This window comes from Hongsoonwoonella zoysiae (genome assembly GCF_013266695.1).
Taxonomy (GTDB): Bacteria; Pseudomonadota; Alphaproteobacteria; order Rhizobiales; family Stappiaceae; genus Hongsoonwoonella; species Hongsoonwoonella zoysiae.
In genome coordinates this window covers 301,234-317,657 of record NZ_JABRXF010000003.1, presented here as the reverse complement: position 1 = coordinate 317,657, position 16,424 = coordinate 301,234, and the positions used below count along the sequence as shown (strand labels likewise).

15 protein-coding genes, 1 tRNA gene and 1 pseudogene are annotated in these 16,424 nt (G+C 57.9%); 14 read left to right on the top strand and 3 right to left on the bottom strand.

Going from position 1 to position 16,424, the window contains the following annotated elements:
• Positions 1-69: 69 nt before the first annotated feature.
• Positions 70-1,388 (bottom strand): annotated as a pseudogene (locus HPQ64_RS17865) (aldehyde dehydrogenase family protein).
• A gap of 116 nt (positions 1,389-1,504) precedes the next feature.
• The gene (locus HPQ64_RS17860; RefSeq protein WP_172889993.1) at positions 1,505-2,611 is read right to left on the bottom strand and encodes a mandelate racemase/muconate lactonizing enzyme family protein; all 1,107 of its coding nucleotides are present in this window, start codon (positions 2,609-2,611) and stop codon (positions 1,505-1,507) included.
• A gap of 559 nt (positions 2,612-3,170) precedes the next feature.
• Here HPQ64_RS17860 and HPQ64_RS17855 point away from each other — a divergent pair.
• The 6 genes from HPQ64_RS17855 to HPQ64_RS17830 all read left to right on the top strand — a co-directional run bounded on the left by HPQ64_RS17855 (position 3,171) and on the right by HPQ64_RS17830 (position 10,216).
• Positions 3,171-4,247: an extracellular solute-binding protein gene (locus tag HPQ64_RS17855; RefSeq protein WP_172889992.1), complete on the top strand. Its 1,077-nt coding sequence runs from the start codon at positions 3,171-3,173 to the stop codon at positions 4,245-4,247.
• A gap of 152 nt (positions 4,248-4,399) precedes the next feature.
• Positions 4,400-5,527, top strand: a complete 1,128-nt coding sequence (locus tag HPQ64_RS17850) for an ABC transporter ATP-binding protein (protein WP_172889991.1) — start codon at positions 4,400-4,402, stop codon at positions 5,525-5,527.
• Complete coding sequence (locus tag HPQ64_RS17845; RefSeq protein WP_172889990.1) at positions 5,527-6,396, top strand: ABC transporter permease; 870 nt, start codon at positions 5,527-5,529, stop codon at positions 6,394-6,396. The genes HPQ64_RS17850 and HPQ64_RS17845 overlap by 1 nt, the downstream gene beginning before the upstream one ends.
• Before the next feature lie 12 nt (positions 6,397-6,408).
• The gene (locus tag HPQ64_RS17840) at positions 6,409-7,269 is read left to right on the top strand and encodes an ABC transporter permease (RefSeq protein WP_172889989.1); all 861 of its coding nucleotides are present in this window, start codon (positions 6,409-6,411) and stop codon (positions 7,267-7,269) included.
• 11 nt (positions 7,270-7,280) lie between these two features.
• On the top strand, positions 7,281-8,903 hold the full coding sequence (locus HPQ64_RS17835) for a GMC family oxidoreductase (protein WP_172889988.1): 1,623 nt from the start codon (positions 7,281-7,283) through the stop codon (positions 8,901-8,903).
• Positions 8,904-8,914: 11 nt separating this feature from the next.
• Entirely contained in the window at positions 8,915-10,216 is a 1,302-nt protein-coding gene (locus HPQ64_RS17830; RefSeq protein ID WP_172889987.1) for an NAD(P)/FAD-dependent oxidoreductase, read from the top strand.
• A 144-nt stretch (positions 10,217-10,360) separates the two neighbouring features.
• Here HPQ64_RS17830 and HPQ64_RS17825 read toward each other — a convergent pair.
• Positions 10,361-10,435, bottom strand: a tRNA-Thr gene (locus HPQ64_RS17825).
• Between the two features lie 52 nt (positions 10,436-10,487).
• Between HPQ64_RS17825 and HPQ64_RS17820 the strand changes: the two genes are divergently transcribed.
• The 8 genes from HPQ64_RS17820 (at position 10,488) to HPQ64_RS17785 (ending at position 16,351) form a co-directional block, all read left to right on the top strand.
• A complete protein-coding gene (locus tag HPQ64_RS17820) occupies positions 10,488-10,877 on the top strand; it encodes a hypothetical protein (protein WP_172889645.1) in 390 nt (129 codons plus the stop codon).
• 122 nt (positions 10,878-10,999) lie between these two features.
• Complete coding sequence (murA, locus tag HPQ64_RS17815) at positions 11,000-12,289, top strand: UDP-N-acetylglucosamine 1-carboxyvinyltransferase (protein ID WP_172889986.1); 1,290 nt, start codon at positions 11,000-11,002, stop codon at positions 12,287-12,289.
• A 113-nt stretch (positions 12,290-12,402) separates the two neighbouring features.
• Entirely contained in the window at positions 12,403-12,837 is a 435-nt protein-coding gene (locus tag HPQ64_RS17810) for a DUF2948 family protein (protein ID WP_172889985.1), read from the top strand.
• 51 nt (positions 12,838-12,888) lie between these two features.
• A complete protein-coding gene (hisD, locus tag HPQ64_RS17805) occupies positions 12,889-14,184 on the top strand; it encodes a histidinol dehydrogenase (RefSeq protein ID WP_172889984.1) in 1,296 nt (431 codons plus the stop codon).
• A gap of 41 nt (positions 14,185-14,225) precedes the next feature.
• Entirely contained in the window at positions 14,226-14,723 is a 498-nt protein-coding gene (locus HPQ64_RS17800) for a UPF0262 family protein (RefSeq protein ID WP_172889983.1), read from the top strand.
• Positions 14,699-15,175, top strand: coding sequence for an arsenate-mycothiol transferase ArsC (locus HPQ64_RS17795; RefSeq protein ID WP_281358327.1), 477 nt, complete (start codon positions 14,699-14,701; stop codon positions 15,173-15,175). The genes HPQ64_RS17800 and HPQ64_RS17795 overlap by 25 nt, the downstream gene beginning before the upstream one ends.
• Positions 15,176-15,445: 270 nt before the next feature.
• Entirely contained in the window at positions 15,446-15,664 is a 219-nt protein-coding gene (infA, locus tag HPQ64_RS17790) for a translation initiation factor IF-1 (protein WP_014327290.1), read from the top strand.
• A gap of 51 nt (positions 15,665-15,715) precedes the next feature.
• Positions 15,716-16,351, top strand: a complete 636-nt coding sequence (locus HPQ64_RS17785; RefSeq protein ID WP_172889982.1) for a Maf-like protein — start codon at positions 15,716-15,718, stop codon at positions 16,349-16,351.
• The last annotated feature ends 73 nt before the right edge of the window (positions 16,352-16,424 follow it).

Here is a 16,424-nt window from a genome sequence, read left to right as displayed (position 1 = left end):
GATTTTCAGGAAATTTTCGCAACGATACTCTTGGTTTTGCAGTAGGATTTCAATCCCTCGATGCCTTTCTCACGGCCGAAACCGGATTTTTTTGTTACCTCCGAAGGGAACTTCTATGCCACCTGCGAAATATTCGTTGATGTAGATCTGGCCCGCGTCGGTTTTCCGTGCGAACTGGTGGGCTTTTACAAAATCCCGGGTGTAGATGCCGGCAACCAGCCCATATTGGCAGTCGTTGGCGAGCGCCAGTGCATGATCGCCATCTTCGGCTATCTGGATCGTCAGAACGGGCCCGAATATCTCTTCGCAAACGACTTCGTCGGCAGGGGCCGCTCCATCGATGATAGTGGGCTCGAAAAACCATCCCTTACCTGTTTCAGGATCGCTCGTCGCCGAACCCCCCGTTGCGATATTGGCACCTGCCGCCCTCGCATGTTCGACGAAGCCGGCGATTTTCTCAAGGTGTTGGGCGGAATTGACCGGGCCGAGATCGGGTTCGCGCAATCCGTGCCCCGGTTTGAGAGCTCTCGTGCGGGCAATAAGTTCTGCGACGAACTCAGCGTGGATTTCGCGTTCGATCACAAGTCGTGATCCGGCCGAACAAATCTGGCCGGCGTGCTCGAAAATCGCGCCCATGACGCCAGCGAGCGCCTGTTCACGGTCGCAGTCCTTCAGGACGACGACCGGAGACTTTCCACCAAGTTCCAGAACGACGCGAGTTATTTCGTCCGCCGCGGCTTTCATGACGGCTCTCCCGGTTTGGACGGAACCGGTGAAGGTGATGTGGTCGACTTGCGGATGGCGCGTAAGCGGGGTGCCGACATCCGCGCCTGTTCCCGTGACTATATTGCAGACGCCGGCAGGCAGCCCGGCTTTTGCCAGAAGTTCCGCGAGCAGCAGCGCGGTAAAGGGCGTTTGCTTCGCCGGCTTGGCGACAACGGTGCATCCTGCGGCAAGTGCTGGTGCAATGCCACGCGCGGTCGTGGAGATCGGAAAGTTCCAGGGAATGATATGCGCGGTTACGCCGGCCGGCTCATGTATCGAATAACCCATATAGTCAGGCCCAAGGGAAAGCTGTCTCCCTGCAGTTTGTCGCAGGCGCCGGCGTAATATTCGAATGTACGCGAAGCGCCGCGCACATCGCCAAGCGCTTCCTGCAGAGGCTTGCCGCTATCGAGGCTTTCGGCAACCGCCAAACGATCCAGATTTTCCAGGATCAGGTCGGAGGCACGGCGCAGGATACGGGCACGCTCGACCTGAGGCGTGTCGCGCCAACCTCTCTCGAATGCTGTTCGAGCGCATTCCACGGCATTGTTGACATCTTCAACAGTACCGGCGGCGAAGGACGCGAATGCCTCCCCCCCCCGCCCGGGATCGAAGCTTTCCATGGTCCGGTTGTGGGAGGGTTTTGTGAAACTACCATCAATGAAATGGCCTTCCGGCAAACCGTGCAGGGTACCGGAGCGCAGTACTTCGGCCGCGAGTGTTCTGGCGCTCGACATGATCAGGCCTGAGCCTCGCTGATCTTGTAAGTGGAACGGGCAAGCCAATCGGGATTGATCTCAACGCCCCAGCCTGGGGCATCGCTCACAACCACATGACCGTCCTCGATATCATAAGGCGAGGATACGAAGAGGCCGTCCTGCCATGGATAGTAATCCTCCCCCTCGATCGAGAATTCCAGGTATTTGCCGGGATTGGGAATTGCCCGCAGCAAATGCATCGTGAAAAGCGTAACGAGTGACAGGTTGGCGGAATGGGGCGTGCAGGCGATCTCGGCTTCATGCGCCATCTGAGCCACCTTCAGGGTTCTTACCATACCGCCCAGATAGCAGACATCCGGCTGGATGATGTCAACGACGCGATCGTCGATCATGCGTTGCCAGTCCACGAGCGAACAATCCTGTTCGCCGCCAGTGACGTCGATATCCAGTGCGTCGGTTACCTGCTTGGTCTGGTAATAATGCCAATAGGGGCAGGGCTCCTCGTAGTGGCTGATGCCGTTGTCCTGCAAGAACCTGCCGATCTCGATCGCCTTTTCCGGCGAGTAGCAGGAATTGGCGTCGACGAGGAGGGCCGTATCGTCGCTAAAAGCTTTGCGCATTGTCGGCACGATCTCCTCTGTCCGGCCCGGCCATTCGTCCTGGTTGCGCCCGCATTCGGCGCCGATGCGGAACTTGAAAGCGGTAAAGCCATGTTCGTCCTGCAGCTTTTTCAGTCGATAGGCTTCATCGTTCGGTGTGATGTCCCGCTTCATGGATGAACCATATGCCCGTATCCTGCCCGGCGTTCCGCCAAGCAGTTCGCAAACGGGCTTGCCTTCCAGCTTGCCGCGGAGGTCGAAAAGCGCGGTATCGAGGCCACCCATGGCGCGGCGCAGGTAAGAGCCCGGAAATTTATGCTCGCGCTCGGGAATGATTTCCATCAGGTGCGGGATATCGAGAGCATCATGACCGAGCGCATATGGCGCGACCTGCCGATGAACAACCTCGGCCGTGATATCCGCATAATACGGTGCGACCTGACCCCAGCCTTGCGTGTTCGTATCTGTTGTCACGCGGAGGAAACAGACGAACTCATTGGTGAAGGTCTCTATCGAGCGGATTTTCATGGCTGATCTGGACTTTTTTGGCGCGCCCGGAAGCGAGATGGATTCAGGCTTGCCAAAATATCAGCGATTGGCCTTCATAAAAGGTCCGTTTTGCGGAAATTGCGATACCAATCATCAGGCCCGATGAAACGCCGCGCCGGTGCCCTGCTATCCTCGGCCCGGATCGATAAATCCACCGCCCGGCGGGTTTCGGTCCAGCTCTACAACGGGTCGCGTGAATTATTGCCAAGGCGCTTCTGGAACCCCGCGTCGGCACCGGAGCATATGTGGGCAAGGAACTGGCGGCGCAACAAAGGCTCACGGCGGCATTCTCCCGCGGCAACCGGTGCTTCGCGAAGCCTCGGCTTCGGCAGCATATCGCCGGATGAAATACGAAAAGGTGTATGCACGCTTCAAAGAAACCTGCTTTGATACGAAACGGTTTCATCGCTCAAGTCGACGATGAAGCGTGCCGGATTGGACTGTAAGATTATCTGTAAAGGATATATTTTACAGCCCAGACCCTAAGCTTTTGCCTAGAACAAATAGACGGTGTGGATTGGGTTGAAGGGAGGAAATAATGCGGATCAAGATGACTGTCGCCAGTTTGCTGGCTGCAACGATGCTGGCGGGCGCCGGCACCGCGCAGGCGGAAACGCTGCGCCTTCTGACCTGGGGCTCCTATGCTCCGGAAGAGCTGATCCAGAAGTTCGAGGAAGAATACCCGGATATCGAGGTTGAGGTCACTTTCTCCAACAACGAGGAAATGATCGCCAAGCTGCGTGCCACGGGCGGGGCGGGTTATGACCTGGCTCAGCCAAGCCATGACCGTATCTATGCGGCGCAGCTTGAGTATGAAATCTACAAGCCGCTCGATCTTTCGAAAATCAACACCGACGCCATGCAGGCCAAGCTGCTCGATGGTGTGAAGGCGAACACGACGATCGATGGCGAAGTCTATGCCGTGCCGCACCAGTGGGGCACGTCTGGCCTCATGGCCGACAAGACCAAGGCCCCTGACTTCAAGGGCTGGGACGACCTCTGCGATCCGCAGTACAAGGGCAAGACGTCGATGCGCCTGAAGCGCACGATCCTGCTCGGCACTGCCTTCGCGATGGGTGAGGATCCGTTCGCCGCCTATTCGGACCTTGAGAAATATCAGCAAATTCTGGACAAGGTTGCGGACAAGCTGATCGAGTGTAAAGACAATATCAAGGCTTACTGGAACAGCGGCGACGATCTGTCGGCAATGATGCTGTCCGGTGAAATCGTGGCATCCGAAACATGGGATTCCACCGCCTACAAGCTCTACGACCAGAACCAGAATATCGTCTTCATTCCCCCGGAAACCGGGGCGCTTGCCTGGATCGACACTTTCGCGATCCCGGCCAAGGGCAAGGCGGACGATGCCGCTTACAAGTGGATCAATTTCGTCCTGCAGCCGGAAAACGTGACCATCATGTCCGCCAGCACGGGGGCGATTGCTTCCGTAAAGGGAGCCAAGGACCTGCTTCCGGAAGACAAGAAGGCCGCTGTGAATGCCGCCTTCACCGATGCCGATATCGATAACCTCAAGTTCTTCGCCAACATTCCTCCGGGTGTCGAGGACATGGAAGGCCGTACGCTTGAGAAGATCAAGGCGGCAACCGGCGGCTGAGCCCTGCTAAGCCTTGACGCATCGCTTCGGTGCGTCGGGTTTCGGCACGTTCATGCCATCCGCGGGCGGAACGCCGGCCCTTTTCAGATGGGGGATGCCGCTACCCGGCGGCGTCCCCCAATTACCTGTCCCCATCCAAGTGGCACCACCTCATGACGACTTCCCCGATGTACGATCTGGAATGCATCAATATTGCCAAGTCTTTCGGCTCCATTCGTGCCGTGGACGACGTTTCCTTCGACATTCCGAGCGGCTCGTTCTTTTCAATTCTCGGGCCTTCCGGCTGCGGCAAGACCACATTGATGCGCATGATCGCAGGCTTCGAGGAGCCGAGTGGCGGGGACATCAAGATCAAGGGTCGCTCCGTTCTCGGCACTCCGCCGAACAAGCGCAACGTCAAAATGGTGTTCCAGCACCTAGCCCTTTTCCCGATGATGAATGTCTATGAGAACATCGCTTACGGGCTGCGCTGCAATGGTGTGGGAAACGCGGAAATCAAACGGAAGGTACATGACGTACTGGAGCGTATCGCCCTGCCAGATGTGGCAGAACGGGAAATCCACCAGCTTTCGGGCGGCCAGAAGCAGCGGATTGCAATCGCGCGCTGCATGGTGCTCGATCCCGACGTTCTCTTGCTCGACGAGCCATTGGGCGCGCTTGACCTGAAGCTGCGCGAGGCCATGAAGATCGAGCTCAAGCTTTTGCAGCATCAGTTCAACACGACCTTCATCTACATTACGCACGATCAGTCGGAAGCTTTGGTGATGTCGGATCATGTCGCCATTATGAACCAGGGCCAGTTCGAGCAGATCGGCAAGCCTCAGGATCTTTATCACCGTCCGAAGACGGCGTTCGTCGCGGCGTTCGTCGGCGACAGCAACCGCTGGTCCGGCAGGGTGAAATCCAGCGACGGCAGTGGCGGGAAGGTGGAAACCGAACAAGGCCTCGAAATGGCCTTTACCGCCGCTGGTGGTGAAAATATCCCGGAAGGGGCAAGTGTCGAAATTTTCGTGCGTCCGGAATTCATCCATGCGGTCCGCCAAACCGATGCCGATGCCGATGACGCGGCTGCGACCGGCGATAACCGGATGGAAGGCATCGTCGACAGCCTGCTTTTCAATGGCGCGAACAGCCGCGTTCTCGTGCGTGGCCCGCAGGGAGAGCTCATCGAGGCCGATGTTACATTGACGGGCCAAAACGACATCAGGCCCGGAGAGAATGTGTATCTCTTCTGGTCTTCCAGGCAGGCCATGTGCTTCGCTTCCCGGGGGGCGGCCTGATGCTTCAAAAGGATTTCAGGCGCCTTGCGATGATCCTTCTCTTCGCGCCGTTCGCTCTGTGGATCGCGCTGCTGGTCGTTTTGCCGCATATAGGCATGATCAGGCTTTCCCTGCGCGAGAAAGTAGCCCCGCGCGTCTATGAGTTCGGTTTTGCCAACTATCTGGATTTCATCAATGAACCGATCTACTGGAACACGTTGCTGCGCACGGGTTCCATGTCGCTCCTGGTGACGGCACTGGCGCTCTTGATTGGTTTTCCCATCGCCTATTACATCGCGAAGCTAGCGAGCAATCGCACGCGCGGCGCGCTTTTTCTGATCTGTCTTATCCCGCTATGGGTCAGCGATCTGATACGCGCCTTCGGCTGGATTTTGCTGTTGCGGGAAACCGGCGTCATATCTTCTTTCCTGCAATGGGCCGGGATCGTTAATCAACCGATCGAGTTTCTTTACAACGATGTGACAGTGATTATCGGTCTGGTCTACACGGTCATGCTTTTCATGATCGTGCCGCTCGTCTCGACGCTCGACGGAATGGACAATTCGATGATCGAGGCGGGATACAATCTCGGCGGCAACGGCTTCACCGTGCTCCGCCGGATCATCGTCCCCTATGCGATGCCCGGTATCGTTTCCGGCTGCATCGTGGTTTTCATGCTGACTGCGGGTTCCTATCTCACGCCGATCCTTCTTGGCGGTAAGAACTCAAGCTGGTTCACCGAACAGATATACAATCAGTTCATCACGAGATTTAACTGGGAGGCGGGCGCTGCCTTCGGCATTTTGCTCTTGCTCTTCACATCGACCGTCATCTGGCTTGGCCTGAAGCTGAGCGGTCAGACTCTTGCCAACACCGTTGCCAAGAGCTGAGGAGGACGAGCGATGCTTGCACAAAACAGATCCACGCCGTTCCTTTGGGGATTCCGCCTTTATGTGGCGGTATTCTTCGTCTTCCTCGCATCACCTCTCATTGCGGCGGGCGCTTTCGCCTTCAATGACAGCCTGTTTCCCGCTCTTCCCTGGCAGGGCTTCACGCTTGACTGGTTTTTCAACGACACCGAACCCAAACTCGGCATGTTTCATGACCGGCGTCTCCTGAGGGGGCTCTATTATTCTTTTGTGATCGCGGTCACGGTTTCGGCGCTGTCGGTATTTGTCGGGACAACCAACGCTTTTCTGTTCGTGCGCGGACGGTTTCCGGCAAAGAACTTTTTCTACATCGTGATGGTCATTCCGCTCGTGATTCCGGGGGTCATTCTGGGTATCTCGATCCTGGTGCTGGCAAGCGACACGGCAAACTATCTTGAGAACAACCTCGACCTCGAACTGGAGTTCCTGCGGCCAGGCATTTTCCTCGTTGTGTTAGGTCAATTCTCCTTCATCACCACCATCACGTCACTGGTTATCACGGCGCGCCTCAAGAAATTCGATGAAACGATGGAGGAGGCGGCGCTGAATCTCGGTGCAAGTCGTGCACGTGTATTGCGCACGATCACCCTGCCGTTCCTGCGCCCCGCGATGATTGCGGCAGGCATCGTGGCCTTCCTCGTCTCATTCGAGAATTTCAACACGACCCTGTTTCTGGTCGGTTCCGAGGCTCCGCTGACGATCACCATGTATGACCGCATGGCGAAGGTCGGTTCCACTCCCGTGCTTAACGCAGTCTCCTTCTTCCTGATGGTCGGTTCGGGCCTGCTTGCGCTCCTTTCCATTCTTGTCCAGCGCGACAAATCCTCCAGATAGGCCACGCACCGATGCGCGAATTCGATTTCGTCATTGTTGGGGCCGGCTCTGCCGGCTCGGTGCTTGCAGACCGGCTTTCGGAAAATGGCAAATTCACGGTTTGCCTGCTTGAGGCGGGCGGATCGGATCTGAATTTCTGGATCTGGATGCCGATCGGGTATGGCAAGGCGTTCTACAATCGCAAGATTAACTGGATGTATGAGACCGAGGCGGATCCAGGGCTGAACGGGCGCAAGGGATACTGGCCGAGAGGCAAGGTTCTGGGCGGTTCCAGTTCGATCAATGCCATGGTTTATATCCGAGGTCAGCACGACGACTTCAACGACTGGAAGGCGATGGGTAACCCCGGCTGGGGCTGGGAGGACGTATTGCCTTACTTCAAGCGATGCGAAACCAACGACGCCGGCGCTTCGGAATTTCGAGGGGGCAGCGGCCCGCTTCACGTTTCGACCATGAAGCGGGACCTGCATCCGCTTTGCGATGTCTTTCTGGAAGCGGGGCAGCAGGCGGGCTTCAGGCACAACGCCGATTTCAATGGCGCGGACCAGGAAGGTGTCGGCTGCTACCAGATCACGGCGAAGGGGGGCTTCAGGATGTCCGCCGCGCGGGCTTATCTTTCCTCAGTGAAGAAGCGGCCCAATGTGACGATCCTCACTCACGCCCATGCCACGAAGGTGCTGATGGAAGGACGCCGCGCGGTCGGCGTCGTTTTCCTCCGCGATGGCAAGCAAGCGACCATCAGAACTAGTCGTGAAGTCATTCTCAGCGCCGGTGCCGTGAACTCTCCCCAGCTTCTGATGCTTTCCGGTATCGGGGGGGCGCAAGAATTGAGGGCGCATGGCATCGAAGTTGCCGTGGAGCGCAAGGGTGTGGGCCGGCATCTTCAGGATCATCTGGGGCTTGATTACCTCTACCGGTCGAAGGTGCCTACGCTGAACAATCAGCTCAATCCCTGGTGGGGAAAGCTTCTGCAAGGCATGCGTTATGTCGCAACGAGGCGAGGGCCGCTTTCGCTCAGCGTCAATCAGGCTGGAGGATTCGTAAAAACGAATCCAGGCGAAAGTCGGCCCAATATGCAGCTTTATTTCTCACCCGTCAGTTACACAAAAGCGCCGAAAGGCAAGCGCCCGCTCATGAATCCGGATCCGTTTCCGGGTTTTCTGCTTGGAATTCAGCCGACGCGGCCGACCAGCCGGGGGCGGATCACCTTGCGTTCCGGCGATCCTTTGGATGCGCCGGAAATCCATCCCAATTCGCTCAGCACCAACCGCGATCTCATCGAGATGGTTGAAGGTTGCAGGGTTATGCGCAAGATCGCTTCGGCGCCGGCGATGCAGGCGGTGATCGAAGAAGAAATCTTGCCGGGCCCTAAAGTGCAGAGCGATGAGGAAATGCAGGAAGACATACGAAGCAGGTGTTCGACGGTCTTCCACCCCGTCAGCACCTGTCGCATGGGGCCAAATCCGGATGAGGATGTTGTCGATGCCAGGCTGCGCGTTTACGGCGTCACGGGGTTGCGCGTGGTCGACGCTTCCATTTTTCCGGCGATGACATCAGGCAACACCAATGCGCCGACAATAATGGTCGGCGAAAAGGGGGCTGATCTCATCCTGCAGGATCATCAGGATATTTAAAGGTAAGGCACATGAAGGGCGCGGAACTGTTCACGGAGGACTTCAAGCCCGAGCCCTATTGGTGGGAAACGGCAAAGCCGGTCGACCTCAACGCGAGCAACCTTACGCCGGAAGCTGATGTCGTCGTTATCGGGGCAGGTTACACCGGTCTTAATGCCGCGCTGCAAACCGCTCGCGAGGGGATGTCGACTCTTGTCCTCGATGCCGAGGCGGCAGGTTGGGGCTGCAGCACGCGCAACGGAGGCCAGGTTTCAACCAGCGTAAAGCCCACCTTTTCAGCGCTTAGACGCCGCTACGGCTCCGAAATCGCAGCGGATATCCTGAAAGAGGGGCAGGCTTCCCTCGATTATATGCATCGACTGGTTCGCGAAGAGCGCCTCGATTGCGATTTCAAAGCGGTGGGGCGATTTCACGGTGCCCATCTACCCCACCTCTACGAGAAGCTCGCTCGGGAATGCGAGGCGGGACATCCGGTATGGAAAATGGATGCCTTCATGGTGCCCAAAGAAGAGATGGCCTCGGAGATCGGGTCCGATGCCTATCACGGGGGAATGGTTTTTCCGCGCCATTGCAGTATCGATGTGGGTAGATACCACCCGGCACTGTTGAAACGCGTCCTCGAAGCTGGCGCGCTTGTGAAAAACCATACCAAGGTGGTTTCGATCGAGCGCCTCAAGACAGGTTTTGCGGTTCGCACAGAAGCCGGCCGGATCAAGGCCGGCAAAGTCATTGTCGCCACAAATGGATATTCAGGGCCGCTATCTCCGTATCACCGTAGACGGATCATCCCGATAGGATCATATGTCATCGCCACGGAAGAGATTGCCTCAAGCTTGGTGGACAGGTTGTTTCCGACCGATCGGGTCATCTCCGATACCCGGAAGCTGGTCTACTACTATCGGCTTTCGCCCGACCGGAAGCGGGTTCTGTTCGGTGGGCGGGTGTCGTTGAGCGAGACGGACCCGAGGAAAAGCGCCGTCAAGCTGCACCGGGACATGGTCGCGCTTTTTCCCGAATTGAAGGATATCAAAGTCCGCCACTCCTGGATGGGCTTTGTCGGATATACGTTCGACACGCTTGCCCATTGCGGTGATGACAATGGTCTTTACTACGCCATGGGCTACTGCGGGTCCGGCGTCGGCATGGCCAGCTACCTTGGAATGCGAATGGGGCTGAAGGCTGCGGGGCGTGAGATGCTTCCATCCGCCTTTGAGAGGATATCCTTTCCGACAAGGCCACTTTACAACGGAAATCCTTGGTTTCTCGCACCATCGGTGCTGATTTATCGCCTGCGCGACAAATTTGGGATTTGATCTTCTGGGCTCCCGCGTTTTCCCCGCCCTGGGCCAAGAGCCAAAGGTTTACAGATCCATAAGCTGCTGGGAAGCGTGGCGCAGTTGGAGCGGATATCCAGCTCGCCAACTTTCAGTATCTCTTTGATTTTCTTTTAGGAAAACTGGTGCTGCCGGAGAGATTTGAACTCTCGACCTCTCCCTTACCAAGGGAGTGCTCTACCCCTGAGCTACGGCAGCGCGCCTGTTGCCATTGTTGGCGGGTGCGAAGGAATAACTCCACCCTATTTGAATGGCCGCCAGCGGATTTGTTCCGCTGAACGCAAGCGCTTTTGCCACAACGTCCGATGCGGCGCAAGCCCGGATAAGCGCGAACTGTGGACATTCCTGCCGTAGCAACCCGCCTTTACCTGCGGCAGATTTTCTCCACCGTCCTTTTGCGATGACAATCGCCTGGTGTAGAGAAGGAGCGCAGTATCAACGCTTTGGAGCATGGGCGGCGCCGATGGACAGGGAAGGCGGGAAAAAGAATGCGCAACACGTAGCCAAGGCGGATAAGGAAAAGCGCCTCGCAGAAGCCTTGCGGGCGAACCTTCGCCGCCGCAAAGCCGCCAAAAAGCCGGGGTCAAGTGACGGTGGCGGTGCGACGGGAAATTCAGCCGACGAAGAAGCGGTTGACTGATCGTTTCGAAGGCCGCTTGGGCCAAATCCCGAGTTGCGTCGCTTGAGAGCATGATGCTACACGGTGCGGTCGCATTTGCCCGGCGGTGCCCATTTCTTGTTCGATCGGCAGGTTTTCATCTTATGGACAGTATCAAGATCGTTGGCGGTAACGAACTCAACGGCACGCTGCCGATTTCGGGTGCGAAAAACGCCACTTTGCCGCTGATGATCGCGTCGCTTCTGACGCCCGATACGCTGACGCTTGAAAATGTGCCGCGCCTGCGCGATGTCGCGCAGCTTCTGCATATCCTCTCTAACCATGGCGTCGACTATACGGTCGCGGGTCGCAGGCAGGGTCAGGATCCCATGAAGGGCCAGACCCTTCATCTTAACGCTGCCGAAATCGTCGATACGACGGCGCCATATGAGCTTGTCTCCAAGATGCGCGCCAGTTTCTGGGTGATCGGGCCGTTGCTTGCGCGTGCCGGAGAGGCACGGGTGTCGCTGCCCGGCGGCTGCGCCATCGGCACAAGGCCTGTCGATTTCTTTATCCAGGGACTTCTGGCGCTGGGTGCGGAGACGACGATCGACCAGGGGTATGCCGTGGCCCGCGCCCCCAAAGGTCTGATCGGTAATCGTGTGCGCTTTCCGAAGATCTCTGTGGGTGCGACCCACACCGTAATGATGGCTGCCGCTCTCGCGAAAGGCGAAAGCGTGATCGAAAACGCGGCCCGCGAACCGGAGGTGAAAGACCTTGCGGACTGCCTGATCGGCATGGGGGCGAAGATAGAAGGCGCCGGCACGGATACCATCCATATCCAGGGGGTGCCGAGCCTGCATGGATACAAACACCGTGTGATCCCGGATCGTATCGAAACGGGCACTTACGCCATGGCGGTGGCAATGACGGGCGGCGATGTATTCCTTGAAGGGGCACGGGCCGACCTGCTTGCATCGGCTATCGGGGCGATGCGGGAAGCGGGAACGCATTTCGAGGAAACCGATGGCGGGCTTAGAGTATACCGCAATGGCAATGGAATCGCCCCGGTCGATATCACGACGGAACCCTATCCGGGCTTTCCGACGGACCTTCAGGCCCAGTTCATGGCGCTCATGACACGTTCAGGCGGTACGTCCCGAATTACGGAGACAATCTTCGAAAACCGGTTCATGCATGTTCAGGAACTTGCGCGTCTGGGAGCAAATATCAGGGTGGATGGCCGTACGGCTGTCGTAGAAGGGATGAGCAGCCTCCATGGTGCCCCGGTAATGGCGACTGACCTGCGGGCTTCCGTCTCGCTCGTGATTGCGGGCCTTGCGGCGGAAGGCGAAACGACGGTCAATCGTGTTTATCATCTCGACCGTGGTTTCGAGCGCCTTGAGGAAAAGCTTTCGCGCTGCGGCGCGCAAATCGAGCGTATCTCCGCCTGACGGCTCAGATATGCCGCTATTGCTTTGACAAGCTCGGATCATTACGTCTATGCCGCAATCAAACTGAGGCTCAGGCGGCCCGTTGCCGCTTCTGCCGTTTGGGGCAATCAGGCATGGATCAACTGAAGCTCGCAGCTCTGGACGAGGAAGATCTCGCCGTTATTTCGGCGCACGTACAGGATGCGGTTCTGAAGGTCGGTGACATTCGCTTCCTGCCGCGTGAAGACCGCCTTCTCGTCGTTATGAACCGGTTTGCCTGGGACAAGGCGCTCGGAAAACAGGCGCGCGATCTGGAACGGCGCAGAGCCGCACTTTCATTTGCCCGCGCGTCGAACGTCAAGGCGACACGCATTCGCCAGGGCGAAAAGGATGCGGTTCTTTCGCTGCTTGCGATCGAATTCGCCGCGACAGACGCCCCCGCAGGGCGCGTGACACTATATTTTTCAGGTGGTGCAGCTCTGAGCTTCGATGTGGAATGCATAGAAGCGCAGCTTGCCGACCTTGGCGCCGCCTGGGCGACCGAACATATGCCAAAGCATGAGGCATGATGCTCTGCCTGCCTGGCAGACATTCAAACATTTCACGATGAGGACAAGCCTTTGGCGGTGAAGCTATTTTCCGCAGAACAAGCCTTCGACGATGATTTCAGGGCGCTTCTTGAAAGCAAGCGCGAGGCGTCGGTGGATGTCGACGAGACGGTGCGCGGTATCCTTGATGATGTGCGGATACGCGGCGATGCAGCGCTTCTGGATTATACCGCGCGTTTTGACCGGCTGACGGCAGGCTCTGTCGCGGAACTGCGGGTCACGAAATCGGAAATCGACGCAGCGATGGAAAGCGTTGATCCGGAAACGTTGAAAGCGCTGGAATTGGCGTGCGACCGGATCGCCAGCCATCACGCCCGGCAAGTCCCAAAAGACGACCGATATGTGGACCCGATCGGCGTAGAGCTGGGCTCGCGATGGGGTGCGATCCAGGCTGTCGGCCTCTACGTTCCCGGAGGAACGGCGAGTTATCCTTCCTCCGTGCTGATGAACGCCGTGCCGGCGAAGGTGGCGGGCGTTGAGCGTATCGCCATGGTCGTCCCAAGCCCGGACGGGGTTTTGAACCCGCTTGTGCTTGTTGCCGCCCGGCTCGCCGGTGTTGAGGAGATTTACCGGATCGGCGGCGCTCAGGCAGTCGGGGCATTGGCCTATGGCACGGAGACGATCGCACCGGTGTTCAAGATCGTCGGCCCCGGCAACGCCTATGTAGCGGCGGCGAAGCGCAGGGTTTTCGGAACAGTCGGCATCGACATGATCGCCGGACCATCGGAAATCCTCGTGGTCGCGGACGGACGGAACGATCCGGACTGGATTGCAGCCGACCTGCTCTCGCAGGCCGAACATGATGAAAGCGCGCAGTCGATCCTGATTACCAACGATGCCGCATTTGCCGAAAGGGTCGATCAGGCGGTTGCGGCGCAGCTCCTCACGCTCCCACGGAGCGATGTCGCCGGCGCGAGCTGGCGGGACTTTGGCGCGATTATCGTCACTGAAAGCCTTGAAGAAGCGCCCGCGCTCGTGGACCGGATCGCCCCGGAGCATCTGGAACTTGCCGTCGAAGATCCAGAGGCCTTACTCGCCCGGATATCCAACGCGGGTGCCGTGTTCCTGGGCAGATATACGCCTGAAGCAATTGGCGATTATATCGGCGGGTCAAATCATGTGTTGCCGACCGCCCGCTCGGCCAGGTTCTCCTCGGGGCTGTCGGTTCTGGATTTCGTCAAACGCACCTCGATCCTGAAGTGCAATGCGGATAACCTTAGGCAATTGGGCCCTTCTGCAATCGCGCTGGCGAGATCCGAGGGGCTGGAAGCTCACGGACGTTCTGTGGCGATCCGCCTCAATCTTTGATGAAGAGGCGGCAGCCTGCCGCGAGGAAGGAAAAAGGGTTCATGGCGGAAGGGCAGGGGGGCTCGACAATATCGAAAGGGCGCCTCGTTGAGGTGGAGCTCGATGACGCCTCGATTGCCCGATCCACGCCGGACGTCGAGCATGAGCGTGCGGTCGCCATATATGATCTCGTGGAGGAGAATGAATTCGAGCCGGTTGGCCAGTTCGAAGGGCCTTTTCGGCTGCGGCTTTCCATCGTCGAAAAGAAGCTCGTCTTCGAAATCGCGCAAGAGAATGGCGTGCCGGCCATTACGCATGTGCTGTCGCTAACGCCGCTTAGAAAGATCATCAAAGACTATTTTCTGATATGCGAAAGCTACTTCGAGGCGATTCGCCACTCCAGCCCGAGCCAGATCGAAGCGATCGACATGGGGCGGCGCGGTGTTCACAACGATGGCTCCCGCATCCTGATGGAGCGCCTTGAGGGAAAAGTGCGCGTTGACATGCAGACGGCGCGGCGCTTGTTCACGCTGATCTGCGCACTGCACTGGAAAGGCTGACATCTGTGGGCGGCGTGCGTCCGGGAGCTATCCTGTTCGCCTGCAGCATGAATGCGGTGCGTTCGCCCATGGCGGCATGCATAACCAGAAAGCTTTTCCCGCAGCAGATTTACGTCCGCTCCTGCGGAGCAAGAAGTGGCGCACCGGATCCGTTTGTCGATGCCGTCATGCAGGAAATAGGTTGCGACCTTTCCAGCCATCGGGCGAAAACCTTCGAGGAATTGGACGAATCCGGTTTCGACCTCATAATCACGCTCGCACCCGAGGCCCATCATAAGGCGCTGGAATTGACGCGGACGGAGGCCGTGGAGGTTGAATACTGGCCGACGCCCGATCCTACGCTTGCTACCGGATCGCGCGATCAGATTCTCGAATCCTATCGCAGTGTGCGTGACCTTCTTATGGAGCGGATAAAGAAACGCCTCGCATGGTCGCCCGCGCCGAGCGGCTGAGGAAGGCTCTGTGATATGATGAAACGCATTGATTCCGCCGCGCAGTTTCGTTCAATAGAAGGAAATCGCCGCAGGCGGATACGCCCTGTTCACATTTCCTTCGCGATCCGCTAGTTTCCCGCCACGCGGACGCGTTTTGCATTCGAATTCGACTGCTGTCGAATGCATTCCATGCGATCAGGTCAAATTAACTGAAGCGTCGTCGTTTCGTCTCGAATGTCGAGTTTCGAAGCGATAGGCTTTCATAGGCACTTACAACCAGGACACCATATGGCGAAGGAAGAAGTACTAGAATTTCCCGGAGTGGTCACGGAACTGCTCCCCAACGCGACTTTTCGCGTGAAGCTCGAAAACGACCACGAAATCATTGCTCACACAGCGGGCCGCATGCGCAAGAACCGCATTCGCGTCCTGGCGGGCGACAAGGTTCTCGTGGAGATGACGCCCTATGACCTGACCAAGGGCCGCATCACCTATCGTTTCAAATGATCGCGTGAGATAAGCTTTTCGGCCGATCCGCGTGTCTTCGACCGGCTTCCCATGAAAAAACGCCCGACACTTATTCTGGCTTCCGGCTCGCCGCGTCGTCTGGCGCTTTTGCAGCAGATCGGCATCGATCCGGACAAACTTCTGCCTGCCGACATTGATGAAAGCCCGCACCGGGGTGAATCTCCGCGCGCGCTTGCAACGAGGCTTGCGCGAACGAAAGCGGAAGCCGCACGTCGTGATGCCGACAGGTTGGTTGAGGGAGCCGACACCGTCATCCTCGCCGCGGATACGGTGGTGGCGGTGGGCAGGCGCGTCCTGCCGAAGGCGGAAACCTCCGATCAGGCGGATGCTTGTCTTCAGCTTCTCTCAGGCCGTGCGCATCGTGTTTATACGGGCGTTTGCGTGAGCGCGTCGAAGGGCGTTTTACGCCAGCGGGTGATCGAGACGCGCGTGCGTTTCAAGCGCCTTTCCCGCCAGGAGATAAGAGATTATCTCGCGTCCGGAGAATGGCGCGGCAAGGCGGGCGGTTATGCCATCCAGGGCCTTGCCGGAAGTTTTGTCGCCAAGCTGGTCGGGTCCTATCCGAATGTCGTGGGCCTGCCGCTATATGAGACTGCGACCCTGCTTTCCGGAGTGGGCTATCCGGCGACGGCCCTATGGGCGGACCCTGCCGCCCTTTCAGCTTGAATATCCGTACGAACATAGCCCCGCTTGACCTTGTGGCGGAGTTTACGCGCTTCCCATCCTCGATAGGATTGCA

Bases quoted from the DNA above. Each gene is read 5' to 3' on its own strand.
- HPQ64_RS17840 (WP_172889989.1), top strand. From the start codon at position 6,409: ATGCTTGCACAAAACAGATCCACGCCGTTCCTTTGGGGATTCCGCCTT.
- infA (WP_014327290.1), top strand. From the start codon at position 15,446: ATGGCGAAGGAAGAAGTACTAGAATTTCCCGGAGTGGTCACGGAACTG.
- murA (WP_172889986.1), top strand. From the start codon at position 11,000: ATGGACAGTATCAAGATCGTTGGCGGTAACGAACTCAACGGCACGCTG.
- HPQ64_RS17800 (WP_172889983.1), top strand. From the start codon at position 14,226: ATGGCGGAAGGGCAGGGGGGCTCGACAATATCGAAAGGGCGCCTCGTT.
- HPQ64_RS17855 (WP_172889992.1), top strand. From the start codon at position 3,171: ATGCGGATCAAGATGACTGTCGCCAGTTTGCTGGCTGCAACGATGCTG.
- HPQ64_RS17835 (WP_172889988.1), top strand. From the start codon at position 7,281: ATGCGCGAATTCGATTTCGTCATTGTTGGGGCCGGCTCTGCCGGCTCG.
- HPQ64_RS17860 (WP_172889993.1), bottom strand. From the start codon at position 2,611: ATGAAAATCCGCTCGATAGAGACCTTCACCAATGAGTTCGTCTGTTTC.
- HPQ64_RS17850 (WP_172889991.1), top strand. From the start codon at position 4,400: ATGACGACTTCCCCGATGTACGATCTGGAATGCATCAATATTGCCAAG.
- HPQ64_RS17845 (WP_172889990.1), top strand. From the start codon at position 5,527: ATGCTTCAAAAGGATTTCAGGCGCCTTGCGATGATCCTTCTCTTCGCG.
- HPQ64_RS17785 (WP_172889982.1), top strand. From the start codon at position 15,716: ATGAAAAAACGCCCGACACTTATTCTGGCTTCCGGCTCGCCGCGTCGT.
- HPQ64_RS17810 (WP_172889985.1), top strand. From the start codon at position 12,403: ATGGATCAACTGAAGCTCGCAGCTCTGGACGAGGAAGATCTCGCCGTT.
- HPQ64_RS17820 (WP_172889645.1), top strand. From the start codon at position 10,488: ATGGCCGCCAGCGGATTTGTTCCGCTGAACGCAAGCGCTTTTGCCACA.
- HPQ64_RS17830 (WP_172889987.1), top strand. From the start codon at position 8,915: ATGAAGGGCGCGGAACTGTTCACGGAGGACTTCAAGCCCGAGCCCTAT.